General features: G+C 62.8%; 19 protein-coding genes. All 19 read left to right on the forward strand.

The genetic code is table 11. The features are described from left to right. On the forward strand, positions 1-2,283 hold the full coding sequence (locus FJ957_RS25940; protein ID WP_181180714.1) for an AAA family ATPase: 2,283 nt from the start codon (positions 1-3) through the stop codon (positions 2,281-2,283). 163 nt (positions 2,284-2,446) lie between these two features. Next, a complete protein-coding gene (locus tag FJ957_RS25945; RefSeq protein ID WP_140835644.1) occupies positions 2,447-2,764 on the forward strand; it encodes a hypothetical protein in 318 nt (105 codons plus the stop codon). Next, positions 2,761-3,207 (forward strand): hypothetical protein, encoded by a 447-nt coding sequence (locus tag FJ957_RS25950; RefSeq protein ID WP_246685965.1) that lies wholly within the window; start codon positions 2,761-2,763, stop codon positions 3,205-3,207. Before FJ957_RS25945 ends, FJ957_RS25950 begins: the two co-directional genes overlap by 4 nt. Continuing rightward, positions 3,204-3,887, forward strand: a complete 684-nt coding sequence (locus FJ957_RS25955) for a hypothetical protein (RefSeq protein ID WP_140835645.1) — start codon at positions 3,204-3,206, stop codon at positions 3,885-3,887. Before FJ957_RS25950 ends, FJ957_RS25955 begins: the two co-directional genes overlap by 4 nt. Before the next feature lie 348 nt (positions 3,888-4,235). Further along, positions 4,236-4,565 (forward strand): HNH endonuclease signature motif containing protein, encoded by a 330-nt coding sequence (locus FJ957_RS25960; RefSeq protein WP_140835646.1) that lies wholly within the window; start codon positions 4,236-4,238, stop codon positions 4,563-4,565. Further along, a complete protein-coding gene (locus FJ957_RS25965; RefSeq protein ID WP_140835647.1) occupies positions 4,565-4,864 on the forward strand; it encodes a hypothetical protein in 300 nt (99 codons plus the stop codon). The genes FJ957_RS25960 and FJ957_RS25965 overlap by 1 nt, the downstream gene beginning before the upstream one ends. A gap of 123 nt (positions 4,865-4,987) precedes the next feature. Further along, positions 4,988-5,434: a hypothetical protein gene (locus tag FJ957_RS25970; protein WP_140835648.1), complete on the forward strand. Its 447-nt coding sequence runs from the start codon at positions 4,988-4,990 to the stop codon at positions 5,432-5,434. Continuing rightward, positions 5,431-7,191 carry a terminase large subunit gene (locus FJ957_RS25975; protein WP_140835649.1) on the forward strand — a complete coding sequence of 587 codons (1,761 nt, stop codon included), beginning with the start codon at positions 5,431-5,433 and terminating at the stop codon, positions 7,189-7,191. The genes FJ957_RS25970 and FJ957_RS25975 overlap by 4 nt, the downstream gene beginning before the upstream one ends. 25 nt (positions 7,192-7,216) lie before the next feature. Beyond that, positions 7,217-8,581 (forward strand): phage portal protein, encoded by a 1,365-nt coding sequence (locus FJ957_RS25980; protein WP_181180715.1) that lies wholly within the window; start codon positions 7,217-7,219, stop codon positions 8,579-8,581. Between the two features lie 10 nt (positions 8,582-8,591). Further along, entirely contained in the window at positions 8,592-9,479 is an 888-nt protein-coding gene (locus FJ957_RS25985; protein WP_140835651.1) for a S49 family peptidase, read from the forward strand. 72 nt (positions 9,480-9,551) lie between these two features. After that, positions 9,552-10,895 (forward strand): phage major capsid protein, encoded by a 1,344-nt coding sequence (locus FJ957_RS25990; RefSeq protein WP_140835652.1) that lies wholly within the window; start codon positions 9,552-9,554, stop codon positions 10,893-10,895. An 80-nt stretch (positions 10,896-10,975) separates the two neighbouring features. Then, entirely contained in the window at positions 10,976-11,446 is a 471-nt protein-coding gene (locus tag FJ957_RS25995; RefSeq protein ID WP_140835653.1) for a hypothetical protein, read from the forward strand. Positions 11,447-11,553: 107 nt separating this feature from the next. Beyond that, a complete protein-coding gene (locus tag FJ957_RS26000; protein ID WP_140835654.1) occupies positions 11,554-12,258 on the forward strand; it encodes a hypothetical protein in 705 nt (234 codons plus the stop codon). 15 nt (positions 12,259-12,273) lie between these two features. After that, positions 12,274-12,918, forward strand: a complete 645-nt coding sequence (locus FJ957_RS26005) for a hypothetical protein (protein ID WP_140835655.1) — start codon at positions 12,274-12,276, stop codon at positions 12,916-12,918. 53 nt (positions 12,919-12,971) lie between these two features. After that, positions 12,972-14,375: a hypothetical protein gene (locus FJ957_RS26010; protein WP_140835656.1), complete on the forward strand. Its 1,404-nt coding sequence runs from the start codon at positions 12,972-12,974 to the stop codon at positions 14,373-14,375. Further along, complete coding sequence (locus tag FJ957_RS26015; RefSeq protein ID WP_140835657.1) at positions 14,372-15,631, forward strand: hypothetical protein; 1,260 nt, start codon at positions 14,372-14,374, stop codon at positions 15,629-15,631. Before FJ957_RS26010 ends, FJ957_RS26015 begins: the two co-directional genes overlap by 4 nt. Beyond that, the gene (locus FJ957_RS26020) at positions 15,631-15,831 is read left to right on the forward strand and encodes a hypothetical protein (RefSeq protein ID WP_140835658.1); all 201 of its coding nucleotides are present in this window, start codon (positions 15,631-15,633) and stop codon (positions 15,829-15,831) included. The genes FJ957_RS26015 and FJ957_RS26020 overlap by 1 nt, the downstream gene beginning before the upstream one ends. Then, positions 15,828-16,169 (forward strand): hypothetical protein, encoded by a 342-nt coding sequence (locus FJ957_RS26025; RefSeq protein ID WP_140835659.1) that lies wholly within the window; start codon positions 15,828-15,830, stop codon positions 16,167-16,169. The genes FJ957_RS26020 and FJ957_RS26025 overlap by 4 nt, the downstream gene beginning before the upstream one ends. Beyond that, the gene (locus FJ957_RS26030) at positions 16,169-16,531 is read left to right on the forward strand and encodes a hypothetical protein (protein WP_140835660.1); all 363 of its coding nucleotides are present in this window, start codon (positions 16,169-16,171) and stop codon (positions 16,529-16,531) included. The genes FJ957_RS26025 and FJ957_RS26030 overlap by 1 nt, the downstream gene beginning before the upstream one ends. The last annotated feature ends 60 nt before the right edge of the window (positions 16,532-16,591 follow it).

A 16,591-nucleotide genomic window follows, 5' to 3' on the forward strand; every position in this document is an offset into this window, starting at 1 on the left:
ATGTCAGCAGAGGAGTTCTCCAAGCTGCTCGCGCAGCATATCGAGCCGGTCTGCCGTATGCTGCTCGGCGAGCCGAACCCGCACATGTCGAAACCGGGCTCCGAACTGCGCTGGGGTGCCGCGGGATCCTTCTCGGTAGACCTTCAGAAGGGCGTCGCCTTCGACCACCAGGACAATGAGGGCGGCGGCACGCTTTGGGTGCTGGGCAAGCTGCAGGGGCTCAGCGAAGGCGAAGCCGTGGATTGGCTGCGCGACAACGGCTTCCAGCTTCCGGAGCGCACCCCTCAGGCCGGCAGCAACCAGCTCGCCGGCCCTGGCAAGAAGGAAACCGTTCAGACCTGGGATTATACCGATCGTGAGGGCGATCCCGTCTTCCAGGTCGCGCGCGTCCAATACCGAATGCCGGATGGATCCTGGCGTCTCAACAAGTATGGCAAGATCGAGAAGACCTTTGTGCAGCGCCGCCGCTTCGAGGAGGAAGCCGGCGTCTGGATCACCGGCCTCATCGATGATGACTACATGCGCAAAGGGCGAGGTCACAACTGGACCCGCTACAGCGCCGCCAATTTCGAAAAATGGAAGATGACGGAACGCCGGCATTTCGCCGGTGTTGATGAAGCCCCCCTCTATCGGCTGCCCGAGGTTCTCGACGCCATCGCAATGGGTCAAGCCATCCACATCGTCGAGGGGGAAAAGAAGGCTGATGCCCTCTGGGCGGCCGGGATCGCGGCGACCTGCAACGCCGGCGGCTCCAAGAAATGGGCGCCGCATTACAATGACGTCCTCGCCGGCGCCCACATCGTCCTGATCCCCGACAACGATGAAGTCGGCAGGGTTCACATGCAGCTTGTCGGATCGCAGATCCGCCCCGTCGCCGCCTCCGTCCGCATTCTCGACATCCGGGCGTTCTGGCCGGAGGCGCCGAACAAGGGCGACATCTGGGATTGGGCGCAGACCGGGGTCGATGTCGGCACGCTTTACGACCTCGTCGACACCCACGCGAAACCATGGACGAAGGAATTCCCGAAATCGCGCTTCAACGCGGTGCCGTTCTCCCGCATCGATGAACCCGGGCAGGAACACGAATATCTCATCCACGAGATCCTCACCCGGCATGAGGTCGCCGTGATCTACGGCGAATCCGGATCGGGGAAGAGCTTCGAAGCCATCGATCTCGGCATGGCGGTCTGCCGGGGCGTGAAATTCAACGGTCGTGACGTCCTTAGAGGCGGCGTCATCTATCAGGCCGGCGAAGGCGGCGTCGGTGTCAAAAAGCGACTGCGCGCCTACCGGCAGACCTATATGGACCGTGATGAGAACCCAGACCTCATCCTGCTGCCGGCTCGCGTCGACCTCTTCGCCAGGGATGAAGAGGACGTCGAGACATCACGCGGCACCGATGCTTTGATCGCCGAGATCAAGGCTTGGGCGGATACCTTCTCGAAACCACTCGAGCTCGTCGTCATCGACACCCTGGCGACGGCGACGCCCGGCGCCAACGAGAACGCCTCAACGGATATGTCGGTGGTGCTCAACAATCTTGAGCGCATCCGCGACGAATGCAGGACTGCCGTCCTGATGGTCCACCACAAGCCGCGGAACGGCAACAATCCGCGTGGTCACTCCTCGCTGTTCGCCAATGTCGACAACGCCATCGAGCTCGAGATCACGGCGAGGCAGGATGTCTCCCAGCGTGACGATGGCACCGTCCTGGTGCGCCAGATCCACCGCGCCACCGTCCAGAAGAACAAGGACGGCGAACGCGGCCACGGATGGGACTTCATCCTGAAGCAGGTTGTCCTCGGGAAGCGGCCCTCGGGCGAACCGCTCACCAGCGTTGTGTGCGCCACACCTGGTGGGCAGGCCCCGGAGGTCAACGACGATCGCAGTCTGTCCGACCAACAGAAGATCGCGATGACGGCGCTGATCAAGGCGCTTGAGGAGTTCGGCGAGGCGCCATCACCAATGCTGAAGCTGCCACGCAGCATCGTGCGCGTCGTCCGCATGGGATACTGGCGGCAGGAATATGCGGCCCTCAGCCTGGTCGACGACGAGGATCCGAAAAAAAAGACGGAACGCATCAAGAAGGGGCTGCAGCGCGCCGGGGAGCGCTTCCTTGGTGCGAAATGGATCGGCCGCGCCGAACCGTATGTCTGGCTGACCGGCAGGCCGGTGCCCGGCTTCAAATCGGCCGGCGGCTACTATTTCTCGAACCTTGAGCGGCCGGATGAACCGATCAGCGCCGGCATGGCTGAAATGATCGACGGGGACATCCAGCTATGAGGACGATGTCCCGCTTCGGATTTCCCGATGAAATAACGCAAAGCCTTATAATGCAAGGCGTTGCGCTGGCTTTCGACCGACATCGTGCGCAGGCGCTGAATAAGCGATTTGTCCCGTTGTCCCCGGAAATGTCCCGCTGCGATGTCCCGCTTTCGGAGGTCGCATGACCGACGAAACCCGCGTTGAGGCCATCGCGATCGGCAGTCATTATGTCGCCGCGTACAGGCGCACGGGGCAACCCGATCAGCTGCTCGATGGTGCCGATGGAAAACCGCAGCGTTTCGCCTCCGCCAGCGATGCGATCCGCGCCGCTCGCGGCGCGCTGGTGTTCCGCCGGCCGGCTGAGATCGTTGGCGACATCCTCGGCGCCGATCGCCACCACGAGGTCAGAGCGGCGCGCGAGGTCGAGCTCCAGCTCGACACTTTCGGTGGCGTCGTCATCGATGGGCGCGTCGTTCCTGTCGAGGTTCGCCGCAAATGATGGTGCCCGACCACATCCGACGCCTGTGCGACGAATTCTCGATCCAGATCATCGACGGTCATCGCTACCCCGATATCGGGCAGACCCGCGCGACGGAAACGCTCTCCCGTATCTGGCGCCGGTACGGTGAAAACCACCTCCGCCTGGTGCTTTCCACCTTGGCGGAGACCGCGAACAACAAGCTGCTGCTCGACGAAGTCGGTCTTTGGATGGCGTCGGACATGGTGCTCAAATCGGCGTCTCTGATCGAGGACCGCGCCGGCGACTGGCTCGAGCTCTGGGACGCCATGCCGGTCGGCCAGTTGCAGTTCGTCTGCCAGGATCTCCGCGGTTTGATCCCTCAGCGTTATGCGCTTGGCGGAATGGTGTATGAAAGGATATTCAGGCGCTTCGGAAAGAATTCTGATCAGCTCGATCTCTTTGATGACAGGAGGCAGCGTTGAACATCGGCGAGATCGCCGAACTCTTCATCCGTATGGCCGAGGTCGACCGCGCCAGTCACGAGCATGTCGGGCCATCACAACCGCGCTCACTTGCGCTGCCCTACGTCCATTCGCAGACCGACAAAAACGGTTGGGGTAAAGCACCAGGCGACTTCCTCGCCGTTGGCGAAGATCCTCTTGCTGATGAACGTCGCGCCTTCTGGGAGCGTCTCGGCGCCTTACCAACCGCGCAAGAACTATCGGCGCTCGAAGAAATCTTCGATTGGCTGAAGGCGGTGGAAAACGAAAAGGAGCGCCGCGCCCTTTTGGCGTGGTCACGATCGAAGGTCGGCGGGAAGTCGTTTAGGCGTTGGTGCTTCAAGGTCGAAGGCATCCATCCTGAGACGGGGAGAAGGCGGAAAGACCGCGCCTTGGAAAGAATTCGGGCCAAACTCGTTCGCAGTCCATCGGAGGAGAGCGAAAACCCCGTTTCAGGGGTGTTGCGAAGTGGCGACGAAAAAGGCCACTTTTCTGGCACCATAGAGGAAGATGGGGGCGAGCGGGAAGGCCTCGATTACTGGGCCGCTGATGGCGCCCTCTCCAGTTTCCTCACCGACGGCAAAGATGACTTCTCTTGGGCGACGAAGCGCAACGAGCGCCGCCGGCAGCGTGAGGCGAAACGGAAGCGGAAAGCGGCGTGACCAACCCGAATCAGGTCTACCCGCAATCACGTCAACCAATTTCGAGGGCGTGACGGGGACACTTGAGGGGACAATCGCGGGACACCCTGCCCGTAGCCCATATGTCCCCAAGGGACAAACGGGACCGAAACAATTCGTGATTTCCCATAAGCCGCTGAACTCGACCATCTTCTCGCGCATCCTCCCCTCGCGTAGACGCTAACTTCTGAGACGGCGCAGTTCTGAAGGCGAGCGCGTCAGCGCGCAGCCGCCTTCATAGAGCTCTACGACTCCAGGTTAGCGCTAAACAGAAGAATCCGGATTCGAACATGAAGCGCGAGCTGAAGCTCGCTCATGTCGGGAGCTCCAATGGCAAAGATCATCAAGCCAGGACTCCGCAGCGTTGATCTAAGAGCGGCGCGTCCTATCGAGAAGAGGGCGGATCCCGAGCTGCTCACCGCGGAACACCGCGCCTGGCGTGATCTCGTCCTGCAGCGTGCCGTCTACCAATGTGAAGCGGTCGACAACGGCAGGCGTTGTTCAGTCAGGTTCCCTTCCCGTCTGTTCGCCGACCACATCATCGAACGCAAGGACGGTGGTGCACCACTCGACGTCCGCAATGGGCAGTGCCTTTGTGGCAAGCATCACAGCCTGAAGACAGCGGCGGCTCGAGCCGAACGGATGAAGGTTAGGTATTGATGCGCGGCTCTGGACTGACCAAGGCAATGGTGGAAGCGCTGCCTACAGAGAGCAGCACCGTCGTAGTGCACAACTCGGCCATGCGCTCTTACGTCGAGGCGATGATCCGCGACGTGCGCGGCACCGAGATGTGGCGGCGCACGAAGGTGGTCGTGATTGCGAGGCAGGGCGACGTCCAACAGCTCTACGGCCTTCGCGACCACATCGCTTTCGACCATGCCTTTGATGACAGCGTGCATCCGGCTGTCTCGGCGGAGGCCCATCGCTTGGCCACACGGGCCGCTTCGATCGCAGGCTGACCGGGGGGGGGTCTCGATCTCTGGGGCAAACCTGGGGTCCAACCGCCCGGGGCTCACGTTCACAAAATTTTTTCCGCCGGCCTGAAAATCGGCTGTTTCACGCAAAAGTGACCGAAAAACAGCATGGCGACACGAGGACGGCCAGCCTGGAAGCCGACTTCGGCGATCCGGCGTACGGTCGAGGAGATGCGGTCCTGCGGCGAGAGCGAGAACGTCATCGCCAAATCGCTGAAGGTCGACGTCGACACCTTGCGCAAGCATTGCGCCGCCGAACTCGACAACGGTTTCTCCAACCGCCGGCGTGAGGTCATCGGCATGCTCTACAAGAGCGCGCGCGGTGGCAACGTCACCGCACAGAAACGTCTCGAGGAGATGACCAGGGTCGCCGGCGCTGCGGCCGACTTCGACGCCAAGCAGAAAGAGGCTGGCACCGCGGGCCCGACGACGCCGGCGCCTCGCATGCTGAAGCGCGGCAAGAAGGAGATCCAGCAAGAGGAGGCGCTGAACGCCGGCCTCAACTCGGAATGGGGTGAGGATCTCGCGCCGATCGCCGGAACGAAGCCGAATTGACGACCTGGTCGACGGCGAGCCCCGACTGGGAGGCCCGCATCATTGCGGGCCGGAGCCTGATCCCGGATGGCCTGCCGATCGACGAGGCGCGCGCTGGGAAGGCGCTGCGCATCTTCAAGCGGTTGCGTGTCTCCGACATCCCGGGGAAGCCGACGTTGGGTGAGGTCTGCCCGGACTGGATATTCGGTCTCGTCCGCGTCGTGTTCGGCGCCTTCGACAGCGAGAGGAAGCGACAGCTAATCCGAGAGTTCCTCGTCCTCATCGCGAAGAAGAACGCGAAATCGACGATCGCCGCCGGCATCATGGTCACCGCCCTGATCATGAACGAACGCGCCATGGGGGAATACCTCATCCTGGCGCCGACGAAGGACGTCGCCGACAACAGCTTCACCCCGGCATACGGGATGATTAAGAATGACCCCGCGTTGCTGCAGCGGTTCAAGCCCAGCGACGTGACCCGGGAAATTACGAACAGGCTCGACGGCACCGTGCTCGCCGTCAAATCGGCTGATGCCGATGTCGTCGGCGGGCAAAAGGCGATCAGCATCTTCGTCGACGAGCTCTGGCTGTTCGGCAAGAAGGCGTCAGCCGCCAACATATTGTCTGAAGCGACAGGCTCGCATGCGTCGCGGCCGGAAGGTTTCGTCATCTATGCGTCGACACACAGCGACGAGCCGCCGACCGGTGTGTTCTCGCAGAAGCTGATTTATCATCGCGGCGTTCGTGACGGCAAAATCCACGATCCCACGACGCTACCGTTGCTCTACGAGTACCCGGAGGAGATGGCCAAGGCGAAGCCCTGGCAGAATCCTCAGACCTGGCACATCCCGAACCCAAGCTTGGGGTATTCGGTCGACCATGAGTGGTTGACGACGGAGCTGCGCAAGAAGGAGATCGAGGGTTCCTCGGCGCTTAGCCTGTTCGTCTCGAAGCACTTCAACATCGAGGCCGGCCTCGGGCTGAAGTCGGATAATTGGGCCGGCGCCGAATTCTGGCTGGGCAACGCGGAGACCGGCGTCTCCAACATCGATCGCTCGCTGACGCTCCAGGAAGTGGTCCGGCGCTCGGAAGTCATCGTGATCGGCATCGATGGCGGCGGCCTTGACGACCTTCTCGGCGTCGCCGTCCTCGGCCGCGAAGCCGAGGAAACAGAGGTCACCGTCGAGGTCGACGGCATCTCGACTGTTCAGCGCGTGAAGCGGCTGCTGCTGTGGTCGCACGCATGGGCGCACGAGATCGTGAAGCAGCGCCGCACCGAAATCGCATCGAAACTCGACGAGCTCGCCGGATTGAAGCAGCTCACCTTCGTCAAGCTGCCCGGCCAGGACGTCTACGAGCTCGCCGCCATTGTCGCGGAGGTCGACGGTTCTGGAAAGCTCGCCGCTGAAAACGCGATCGGGGTGGACAGCTTCGGTGTCGCCGCGATCACGCGGGCGCTTTCTGGTGACGACGGCGACATCGACAAGGAACGCATCGTCGGCATCTCGCAGGGCTGGAAGCTCAACGGAGCGATCAAGGATACCGAGCGAGATCTCGCCGGCGGGGTCCTCATCCATCCCGGCCAGGAGCTGATGAGCTTCGCCGTCGGCAACGCCAAGATCGTTCCGCGCGGCAACGCGATCTCGATCGACAAACAGGTCAGCGGATCCGCCAAGATCGATCCGCTGATGGCGGCTCTACACGCCAAGGTGCTGATGGGCTTGAACCCGGAAGCTGCCGGCTTTCCCGCGGACTACGACCTTCCGGTATGGGCTTGATCATATGGCATGGTGGAAAAATCTCTTGGGCGGCGGACCGGCGGCCCAGGATCGCTATGTCGATGACTGGCTGAAGGGTATCGAGCCCGGCATCATCGCGGCAACAGGCATCCGCGTCACCCCAGCCGACGCCCTCACGGTCCCCGGTATCGCCGCCTGCGTCCAGGTCCAGTCCGAAGACATGGCGAAGGTGCCGCTCGACCTGAAACGGCGCACCGGCGCCGGGTACGAGCCCGCAACCGAGCACCCGCTCTATACTCTGCTCAAATATGGACCATCGCCGTGGCTTTCCCCTTACAAGTGGCGAAAGACCATCGTCCACACTGCGATGTCGCAGGGGAACCACTTCTCCCGGGCACGTCGCTCCGGAATCGGAATGATCGAGCGCATCGCGCCGATCCAGATCGGCAGCACGATCGTTCGCTGGGGCGAGGATGGTGAACCATTCTTTGATGTCAGTTCGCCCACGGGCACCGAACGCGGGCTATCATGGCAGGACATCATCCACGTCGGCTACCGGGATTCCAGCGATGACGCCTGCAATGGTGGTGTCCTGGGCGTGTCACCCATCATGCAGAACAAGGAAACCGTCTCGCTGATGATCGCATCGGAGCGCTTCGCCGCGCTCTTCTTCGCGAACGGCGCGCAGCCATCGATGATCCTGGAGTATGACAAGAAGCTCCCAAACGATGAAGTCGCCAAGCGCATTCGCGCCGGCATCGAGCGTGTCTACGGCGGCATCGACAACAAATGGAAGGTGGCGATCCTCGAGCTCGGCATCAAAATGCGGGAGACCTCATCGGATCCCGCGAAAAGCCAGCTGATCGAGACCCGGAAATATGGCGCCGAACAGGCGTGCACCATGTACCGGACACCGCCCCACAAAATCGGACTGCTGGAGCGCTCCACCAACAACAACATCGAGCACCAGTCCATCGATTACGTCACTGGTCCGATCTCGGCTCTGGCGAAATCGATCGAATCCGCGATCACCGTGGCATGCCTGACCCCTGCAGAACGCGAAATATACAAGGTCGAACACAATCTTGAAGGGCTGATGCGCGGCGACATGCTCAGCCGCTACCGCGCCTACGCGATCGGCCGGCAATGGGGCTGGCTCTCCGTCAACAAGATCCTCAATCGCGAGAACGAGAATGAGATCGGTCCCGACGGCGATCAATACCTTGTCCCGCTCAACATGGTGCCGGCCGGCGACGATCCCACGAAGGATCCTCCTGCTGACCAGACGCAGCCAGGCAACAACGCCGGTGGTGGCGTACCAACGCTGTTTTCGTCGTTCAACCCGAAGCAATTGAACGGCCATCGCCCGCCGATCCGGCGGCTTGCATCGATCATCGGCCCTGCCGGCGAACCCCTGTACATCAACTGAGGATGACAACATGACCCGCGCCTTCCAGGCCGTCACGGCAGAGCCGTGGGCCATCGAACCGTCATGGCTGCCGCTGCTCGCCGCCATTGCCTCCCGGAATCAGTCCGGCCCCGAGATCGATGCGGCGAAGGACTGGCAGAAGCGCGACTTCGACCTGATGGCGGGACCGACGGCGCAGCGGCTCGCCGGCGCAAGCCGGACCTATGTCGCCGGCGGCGTCGCCATCCTGCCGATCACCGGACCTATCTTCCCGCGGGCCAACATGATGACGGAGATGTCGGGCGCCACCTCGATAACCATGCTCCACAACGACTATCGCGCCGCCCTGGACAACAAGGATGTCGGCGCGATCCTGCTGTTGATGGATACACCCGGCGGTGCGGTCTCCGGGATCAACGGCTTTGCCGATGCCGTCGCCGCCGGCGCCCTGAAAAAGATGACCGTCGCCCATGTCGTCGGCTCGGCGGCATCGGCCGGTTACTGGATCGCCAGCGCGGCAAACGAAATCACCATAGAGAGAACCGCTCTCGTCGGTTCGATCGGAGTAGTTTCGGCGGTGCCGAAGCAGGTCGAACCGGATGCCGACGGCGAGATGCTGATCGAGATCGTCTCCACCAATGCACCGAACAAGCGACCTGACCCATCCACCGAAGATGGCCGCGGCGAGATCGTGGCCGTCCTCGACGCCATCGAGCAGCAGTTCGTCGCCGATGTCGCCAAGGGCCGCAAGACCTCGGTCGACAAGGTGATCGCGGATTTCGGCAAAGGCGGCGTCAAGGTCGGCAAAGCGGCGGTTTCCGCAGGCATGGCAGACAAGGTTCAGAGCCAGGAAACCACACTGGCCGGGCTGCAGCGGATGGTCAGGAATCAGCAGCGGCTTGCCGACCTCAAGCGATAGAAATTCGGCGGCGAAGGCCGACGATCGGCGGGGCGCTTCGGCGCCCCTTTCAACGGGCGAAAGGAGATATCTATGCCCAAAGACCTCGTGAGCCTTCGCCAGGATCGAGCGAAGGCCTATGACAAGATGGAATCTGTCCTGGCCGGAGAATCCGAAACCCGGCAGGCCGATTTCGATGCCGCGGCCGCGGAAGTCGAAGCAATTGACGGTGAGATCGCCAACGCCGAAAAACTGCAGAAACTTCGCGGCGAAAAGGCGAAGGGTACGCCGGAATCGAATGGTCTCGGGTCCGATGTCGTCCAGGGTTTCATGGCCAAGTATCGCGGCCTCCCGGATGCCATGCATATGGTACCTGAAGGTGGCATTCTCAGCGCTGCTCAGAACGCGGCTTTCGGCGATCTTCTCTTCTCGGTCCGGCGCGCCGCCCTCGGCCGCGGCATGGACGAGCGTCTCGTCGAAGTTGAGGCGTCGACCGGAGCCAACGAAGGTGTCCCTTCGGATGGCGGGTTCCTGGTCGAAAAGGATATCGCCGACGGCTTGCTCCGCCGCACCTTCGAGATCGCCCGCTTGACCAACCGGGCGCGGCGTATCCCGATCTCTGCACGCTCCAACGGGGCCAAGATCAATGCGCTGAAGGACGACAGCCGGGCGACAGGATCCCGATGGGGAGGCATCCAGATGTATCGCATCGGCGAAGGCGATTCTCTGACACCGACCCGGCCGAAGCTGAGGCAGATGAACCTCGAGCTGAAGAAGTATGCCGGGCTGATGTATGCCACCGGCGAAATGCTGGCCGACAGCGTCTTGCTCGCCGGCGTGATCCAGCAGGCATATCCGGAAGAACTGGCGTTCATGCTCGATGACGACATGTTCGAGGGCCCCGGCGGCGCCGGTATGCTCGGTTTCATGAATTCCGGCTGCAAGGTTGCCGTGGCCAAGGAATCCGGCCAGGCAGCCAAGACGGTGCTATTCGAAAACATCACTAAGATGTGGGCCCGTCTCCCGGCTGGTTCGATGTCGCGTGCGGAGTGGTGGGTTAACCAGGACGTGCTGCCGCAGCTCATGGGCATGTCGATGGTGATCGGCACCGGTGGCATCCCGGTCTATCTGCCTCCAGGCGGTCTCTCCCAGTCGCCGTATGGTACCCTGATGAGCCGGCCGGTGATGCCGATCGAATACTGCAACACGGTCGGCACCGAGGGTGACATCGCTCTCGTCGACCCGTCGCAGTACGTGATGATCGACAAGGGTGACATCCAGTATGCCACCTCGATCCATGTCGCCTTCCTGACCGATGAGCAGGCGTTCCGGTTCATCTACCGGGTCGACGGCCAGCCCGTCGACGACAAGCCGATCACCCCGTTCAAGGGCACCGACAAGCAGTCGACGTTCGTCACGCTCGCGACGCGCGGCTAAACGCCGGCGGGCCCGATCTCCCAAGCCGGGCCCGTCGCCCACCCTCCCATTTTTTCTCCAGCTCATAGGAGCCAAATTCAATGTCCGTTCTCAGCTTCGGCAAGCGGCACATCGTCAAGGGACTTGATGCTGTCGCCGACGCCTTCTCCGGTACGGTCTATTCCGACGTCGTTGCGATGAAGGAATACGCCGCCGCCAGGTTCATCATGCACAAGGGCGTCGGGGCGCTTGGCACCTCCACATTGACGATCGAGGCCTGCGACAACGCCAATGGCGATAATCCGGTCGCGATCCCGTTCAAGTACCAGGCCTATGTCGGCGCCGACGACCTTCCAGGCGCCGTCACCGCAGCCACGACAGCCGGTTTTGCCACGACGGCCGGATCCAGCCAGCTTTACGTCCTCGAGGCGGATTCGCAGTCGCTTGGCGCCAAAAGCTGGGTCCGGCTGAAGGCAGTCGAGGTCGTCAACGATCCCGTGCTTGGCGGTATCCTGATCGAACTGATCGGCGCTCGCTACGCGACGGATATCCCGAACACAGTCATCGCCTAGTCGGCATTCTCGCCCTCGTGGCGGCCGTCGGCCGCCGCGTCCTTCTCGCCTGCTTTCGTCGGTAACGGCGATCCCTTTCAGCGGATCGAAATCAGGAGAACACACCCATGACAACACGCTCTCTCTACAGAAATGGCCGCATCGAGTTCTACGATAGCGTCTCGCTCGAGCGGATGCTGCCGGTGGCTCCCGTCGTTTTCTATGACGACTTCCTCGGCAACGCTCTCGACACCTTCAAATGGGGTGCCCGCGACACCGCCGGCGGCGCCGAGGCCGTCGTCGCTGATGCGCCGAACGGCGTTATCGGTCTTGCCCTTGATGCCACCAGCGAAATCCAGCTCGCAGGCATCGACTGGGCTGACCAGCGCACCCTGGTGCTCAACCAAGGCCTCATCTTCGAGGCCCGCTTCCGTCTTTCTGTTCTTCCGACAGGCGCCGTCATCGTTGTTGTTGGTCTGGAAGGCGACCACAACGCCGCCGTCGACACCGTGGCCGAATCGATCTGGTTCCGCGCCGACGGCAATGGCCAGATCACCGTCGAAAACGACGACACCGCCAACGAAACATCGAAGGTGGCGACTGGCGTCACCTTGACCACGGCGGACTGGATCATCGCGCGGATCGACTGCACTGACATCGCCGATGTCCGCTTCTTCATCAACGGGGAGCGCGTCGCAGCGAGCACGACGTTCAACATGAGCACTGTCGCCGCGCTGGCTCTGCAGCCTGTAGCCCGCGTCAGCAAGGGCGCCGCAACCACGGTCGGCACCCTGCAGGTCGACTATGTGCGTATCTGGCAGAACCGCGCCTGATCTGGAGCGGATGACGTGCTGACCATCACGACGCCGGCGACGGATCTCAGCCTGCTCACGCTTGCCGAGATGCGCGCCGCCGCCGGCGTCACGGCCGGAACCGCGACCTATGATGCCGCCCTGGTCGCCATGGAGGCGCGCTGTGCCTCGCTGATTATGTCGGAATGCGGCATCGCCGTAGGTGCCGGTGCAAACCCGACGCTTCGATCGGAGCGCGTCACCGAGACGTTTCGCAACGTTCACTCGCTCGAGCTCATACTGGCGCGTCGCCACAACATCGTCATCATCAGCATCGTCGTCGATGGCGCCACTCTCGATACCACCGAATACGAGGTCGACCCGGAGTCCGGCTTGGTCCAACGGCTATGCGACGACCATCCGATCCGGTGGTGCGGCCGCAAGATCGTTGTGGTCTACACCGCCGGTTTTGCCGTTGTCCCCGCCGACCTGAAGCAAGCGGCATCCGATTTTCTGCGGTCGACATGGCTGGAGAAAAGCCGCGATCCCCTCGTGAAGAGCGAGCGCACCAACATCCCAGGAGTGCAGGAGAAGGAAATCGCTTACTGGATCGGTGCGGTGCCTGGGCAGTCGAGTGGAGGTGCCGTCCCCGATCCGATCGCAGCGCAGCTCGCCCGCTTCATGAACGCGGCGATCGGCTGATGACATGATCTTCGTGCGCGCCGCCGACCAGGCGCTGGTGTGGGGCGCCTGAGATGACCTTGCGCTATGTCCGCTCCGGCGCATCCGGCGCCAACAATGGCACAAGCAAGACGGACGCCTATACCACGCTTGCCGCCGCGATGACGGCGGCCGCCGCCGGCGACACGATCTACATTGCGAGCGATGACAGCGAGAGCCAGGCGTCGCTGCTCAAATACACGTCGGCAGGCACGGCTGCATCGGGGGTCAAGGTCGTCTGTGTGGACTTCAGTGGCTCGACGCCGCCCGTGTCTGCCGATATCAGAACGACGGCAGCGATCACCACGACGTCGGGCGCGGTGCTGGCCTTCGACTCGTCGGACAGCTTCACGACCTATGACGGCATCCAGTTCACATCGAATTCGACGTTTAATCTTGCGTGGAACCCGCGTGTCTCCCTCAAATTCCGCAATTGCGCGCTAAAACTCAGTGGAGCCGGCGGCCAAGGGTTCGCGGCAACGCAGGCCGGTTGCCGCACGGTGCTGGAAAACACGACGCTGCAGTTCGGGGCCACGACAGGCCAGAACATCCTGTCCGACGGCGAGTTCTTCTGGCGCGACACTCCGTCCGCCATCGCCGGGTCGACATTCCCGACAACCCTTTTCTCTACGCCGAGCGGCTATATCGAGCTTGACGGCGTCGACCTGAGCGCGCTGACCGGAACGATCTTCGGCGCATCAACGAACCAGATGATGAGGGTGCGGCTGACCGATTGCAAGATCAACGCCTCGGCCACGATTGCCGCGACGCCGACGCGATATGGTTCGATCGAATATGCACGCATCGATTCCGGCGGCACCAACTACAAGCACGGCAAGATCCTCAACTCGGGGACGGAATCGACCGAAATCGCCATTGTGCGCACCGGCGGCGCATCGGACGGCACGACGGCTTTCGCGGAAAAGATCGTCACCACCGCCAATGTTAGCGAATTGTTCCCGTTCGACAGTATCCCGATCGCCTTCTGGAACGACACTGTCGGTTCCCCCATCACGGTCACCGTTGAGGGGATTTCCGGCCTCGGCGCGGTGCCGAACAATGACGATGCCTGGTTGGTAGCGCAATATCTTGGCTCGTCCTCGTCGTCGCGGGCCTCCTTCGCCAGTTCCGGCAAGGCCGACATACTGGCGTCGAACGCGGCCCTGTCGACCAGTTCCGAGGCATGGGGCGGGTCTACCACAGCGTTCAAGACCTCGGTGACCTTCACGCCGCAACAGAAGGGACCGGTGCTGCTGCGCTTCATGGTCGGGAAGCCATCGTTCACGGTCTATCTCGATCCGAAACCGACGATTTCCGGCGTGACATTCGCCAAGACGCACGCGCCACGGCCCGGCATCATCGTGAACGAACTGCAGGGCGCCGGTGCTTCGGGCGGCCTGCTGGCGCATCCCGGCCTTAGCGGAGGCATGGCGGCATGAGGACGATCAAGAAGGGCGCCGCCAGCCAGAGCCTCTATTTCGAAGTGCTGGATTCGGCCTCGACCACGGGCGGCCGCAAGACCGGTCTCGCCTACGACACGGCGAGCCTGACCGCCTACTACTCCCGCAATGGCGCATCCGCCACGGCGATCACCCTGGCGACGCTGGCGGCTGCGAATTCGTCCTGGTCGTCGGGCGGCTTCAAGGAAGTCGACGCCACCAACATGCCCGGCCTCTACCGGCTTGACGTGCCGGATGCCGCCTTTGCTTCCGGCACCGAAAGCGTCGTGGTGACCATCCGCGGCGCCGCCGGCATGGTGCAGGCGAGCTATGACGTGCAGCTGGCCGACAACACCGCAGCCGATGTCTATGCCCGCCTCGGCGCGCCTGTCGGCGCTTCGATCTCGGCGGATGTCGCGATGGTCAAGGTCGATACGGCGGCGGTGAAGGTGCAAACCGACAAGATCACATTCACCGTCGCCAACCAGGTCGATGTGAACGTGCTCGATTGGAAGAGTTCGGCGGCTCCTGCCATGACGGGCGATGCCTATGCCCGCATCGGTGCGGCCGGCGCAGGGCTGACCGCTCTCGGCGACACGCGTATCGCGCATCTCGATGCGGACGTGTCGACCCGCTCGATCTATGCCGGCGCCGACACGGCCGGCACCACGACGCTGCTTGCGCGCCTCACCGCGATCCGCGCGGGCCTGCTCGATCATCTCGACGCCGACGTCTCGAGCCGGCTTGCCGGCGGCGCCTACATCGCGCCCGACAATGCTGGCATCGCGTCGATCGAGGCCAAGACCGAAAACCTTCCGAGCGATCCCGCCGACCAGTCGGCGATCATCGCCGCCACCGACGCCATCATGACCAGGATCGGCGCTCCGGTTGGTGTCGACATCTCGGCCGATATCGCAGCGAAGGCAACGCAAACCAGCGTCGACGATCTGCCGACCAATGCGGAACTGACCACGGCGCTTGGTACGGCTGACGATGCCGTTCTGGCGGCGATCGCAGCTCTGACTATCCCGACCGCTGCAGCGAATGCGGCGGCGCTGCTCGCCGCCGCCTACGAGGGTTCCGAGACGGTGCAGGACTTCCTGCGGCTGTTGCGTGCGGTTTCGTACGGCAAGGCCAACGCGCTGAACGGAGCTACGGCTCACTATCGTGACGCCGCAGACACCAAGAACCGCGTCACCGCCACCGTCGATCCCGACGCCGGAACCCGCATTCCAACCGCTCTGGATGCGACCTGATGGGCTATTTCGGAAGCTGGTATGGGCAATGGTTTGGTGCATGGTTTGGGGCCGTGGGTGATGTCGCCCCAATCGGTGAATCGCCACTACTGCGCGTCGCCCTCGACGGCACGAAACGGGGTCTCACCGTCGCGCTGGACGGTGTGATCTCGTCATCCGGCCTCGACGGCGTCCTGATCCGAAAGGATAGCGGAAATTGAGCACGACGGATTTCACGATGTTCGCCGGCGACGCCAAGGTGCTGGTGATCACGGTGCGTGATGCCGCCGGCGCCGCGGTCAACATCACCGGTGCCACGATCACATGGGAGGCCGCGCGCTCCACCGAAGACGCCGCCGTCATCACGAAGACGACCAGCGACGGCATCGAGATCACCGACGCGACGCATGGCGTCTTCGAAGTCACGCTTGATCCGGCGGATACCGACGACCTTTTTGGTCTCTATTACCACGAGGCCGAGCTCACCCAGACCGGCGATCCCTTCACCGTGCTCACCGGCAGCCTGGTCGTCGAACGCACCTTGATCAGGGCGAGCTGATGACGCCGAACGAGGTCAAGGCGGACTATCGGGCCTTCCTGGCGGAAGCCGGGGATACCGACGTGGTGATCCGCCGTTATACCGGCAGCGGTGCGGATAGGCCGTTTACCGACACGCCATCTCTGCTCGCCCGTGTCGTCGGCTACGATCCGAAGGAACTCGTCGGCCCGATCCAGCAGGGGGATCGCAAGGTGATCGTTTTCGCCGACGACCTCGTCGACGCCGGCTTCGAGCTCCCGGTGCGGCGCGGTGACAAAGTCGTGGTGCGCGGCGAGGAACTCAACATCGAGGCCGCCGACGACAGTACCCGCCGGGTCGCCGGCGTGCTGATCGCGATCGAGATCAGAGCGAGAGGACATTGATGCTGTCTCGACGTTCGTTCTTCGGTGCGGCTGCCGGTGGCGTAGCTGCGGCGCCGGTTA

The sequence above is a fragment of the Mesorhizobium sp. B2-4-6 genome, assembly GCF_006442775.1.
GTDB lineage: Bacteria > Pseudomonadota > Alphaproteobacteria > Rhizobiales > Rhizobiaceae > Mesorhizobium.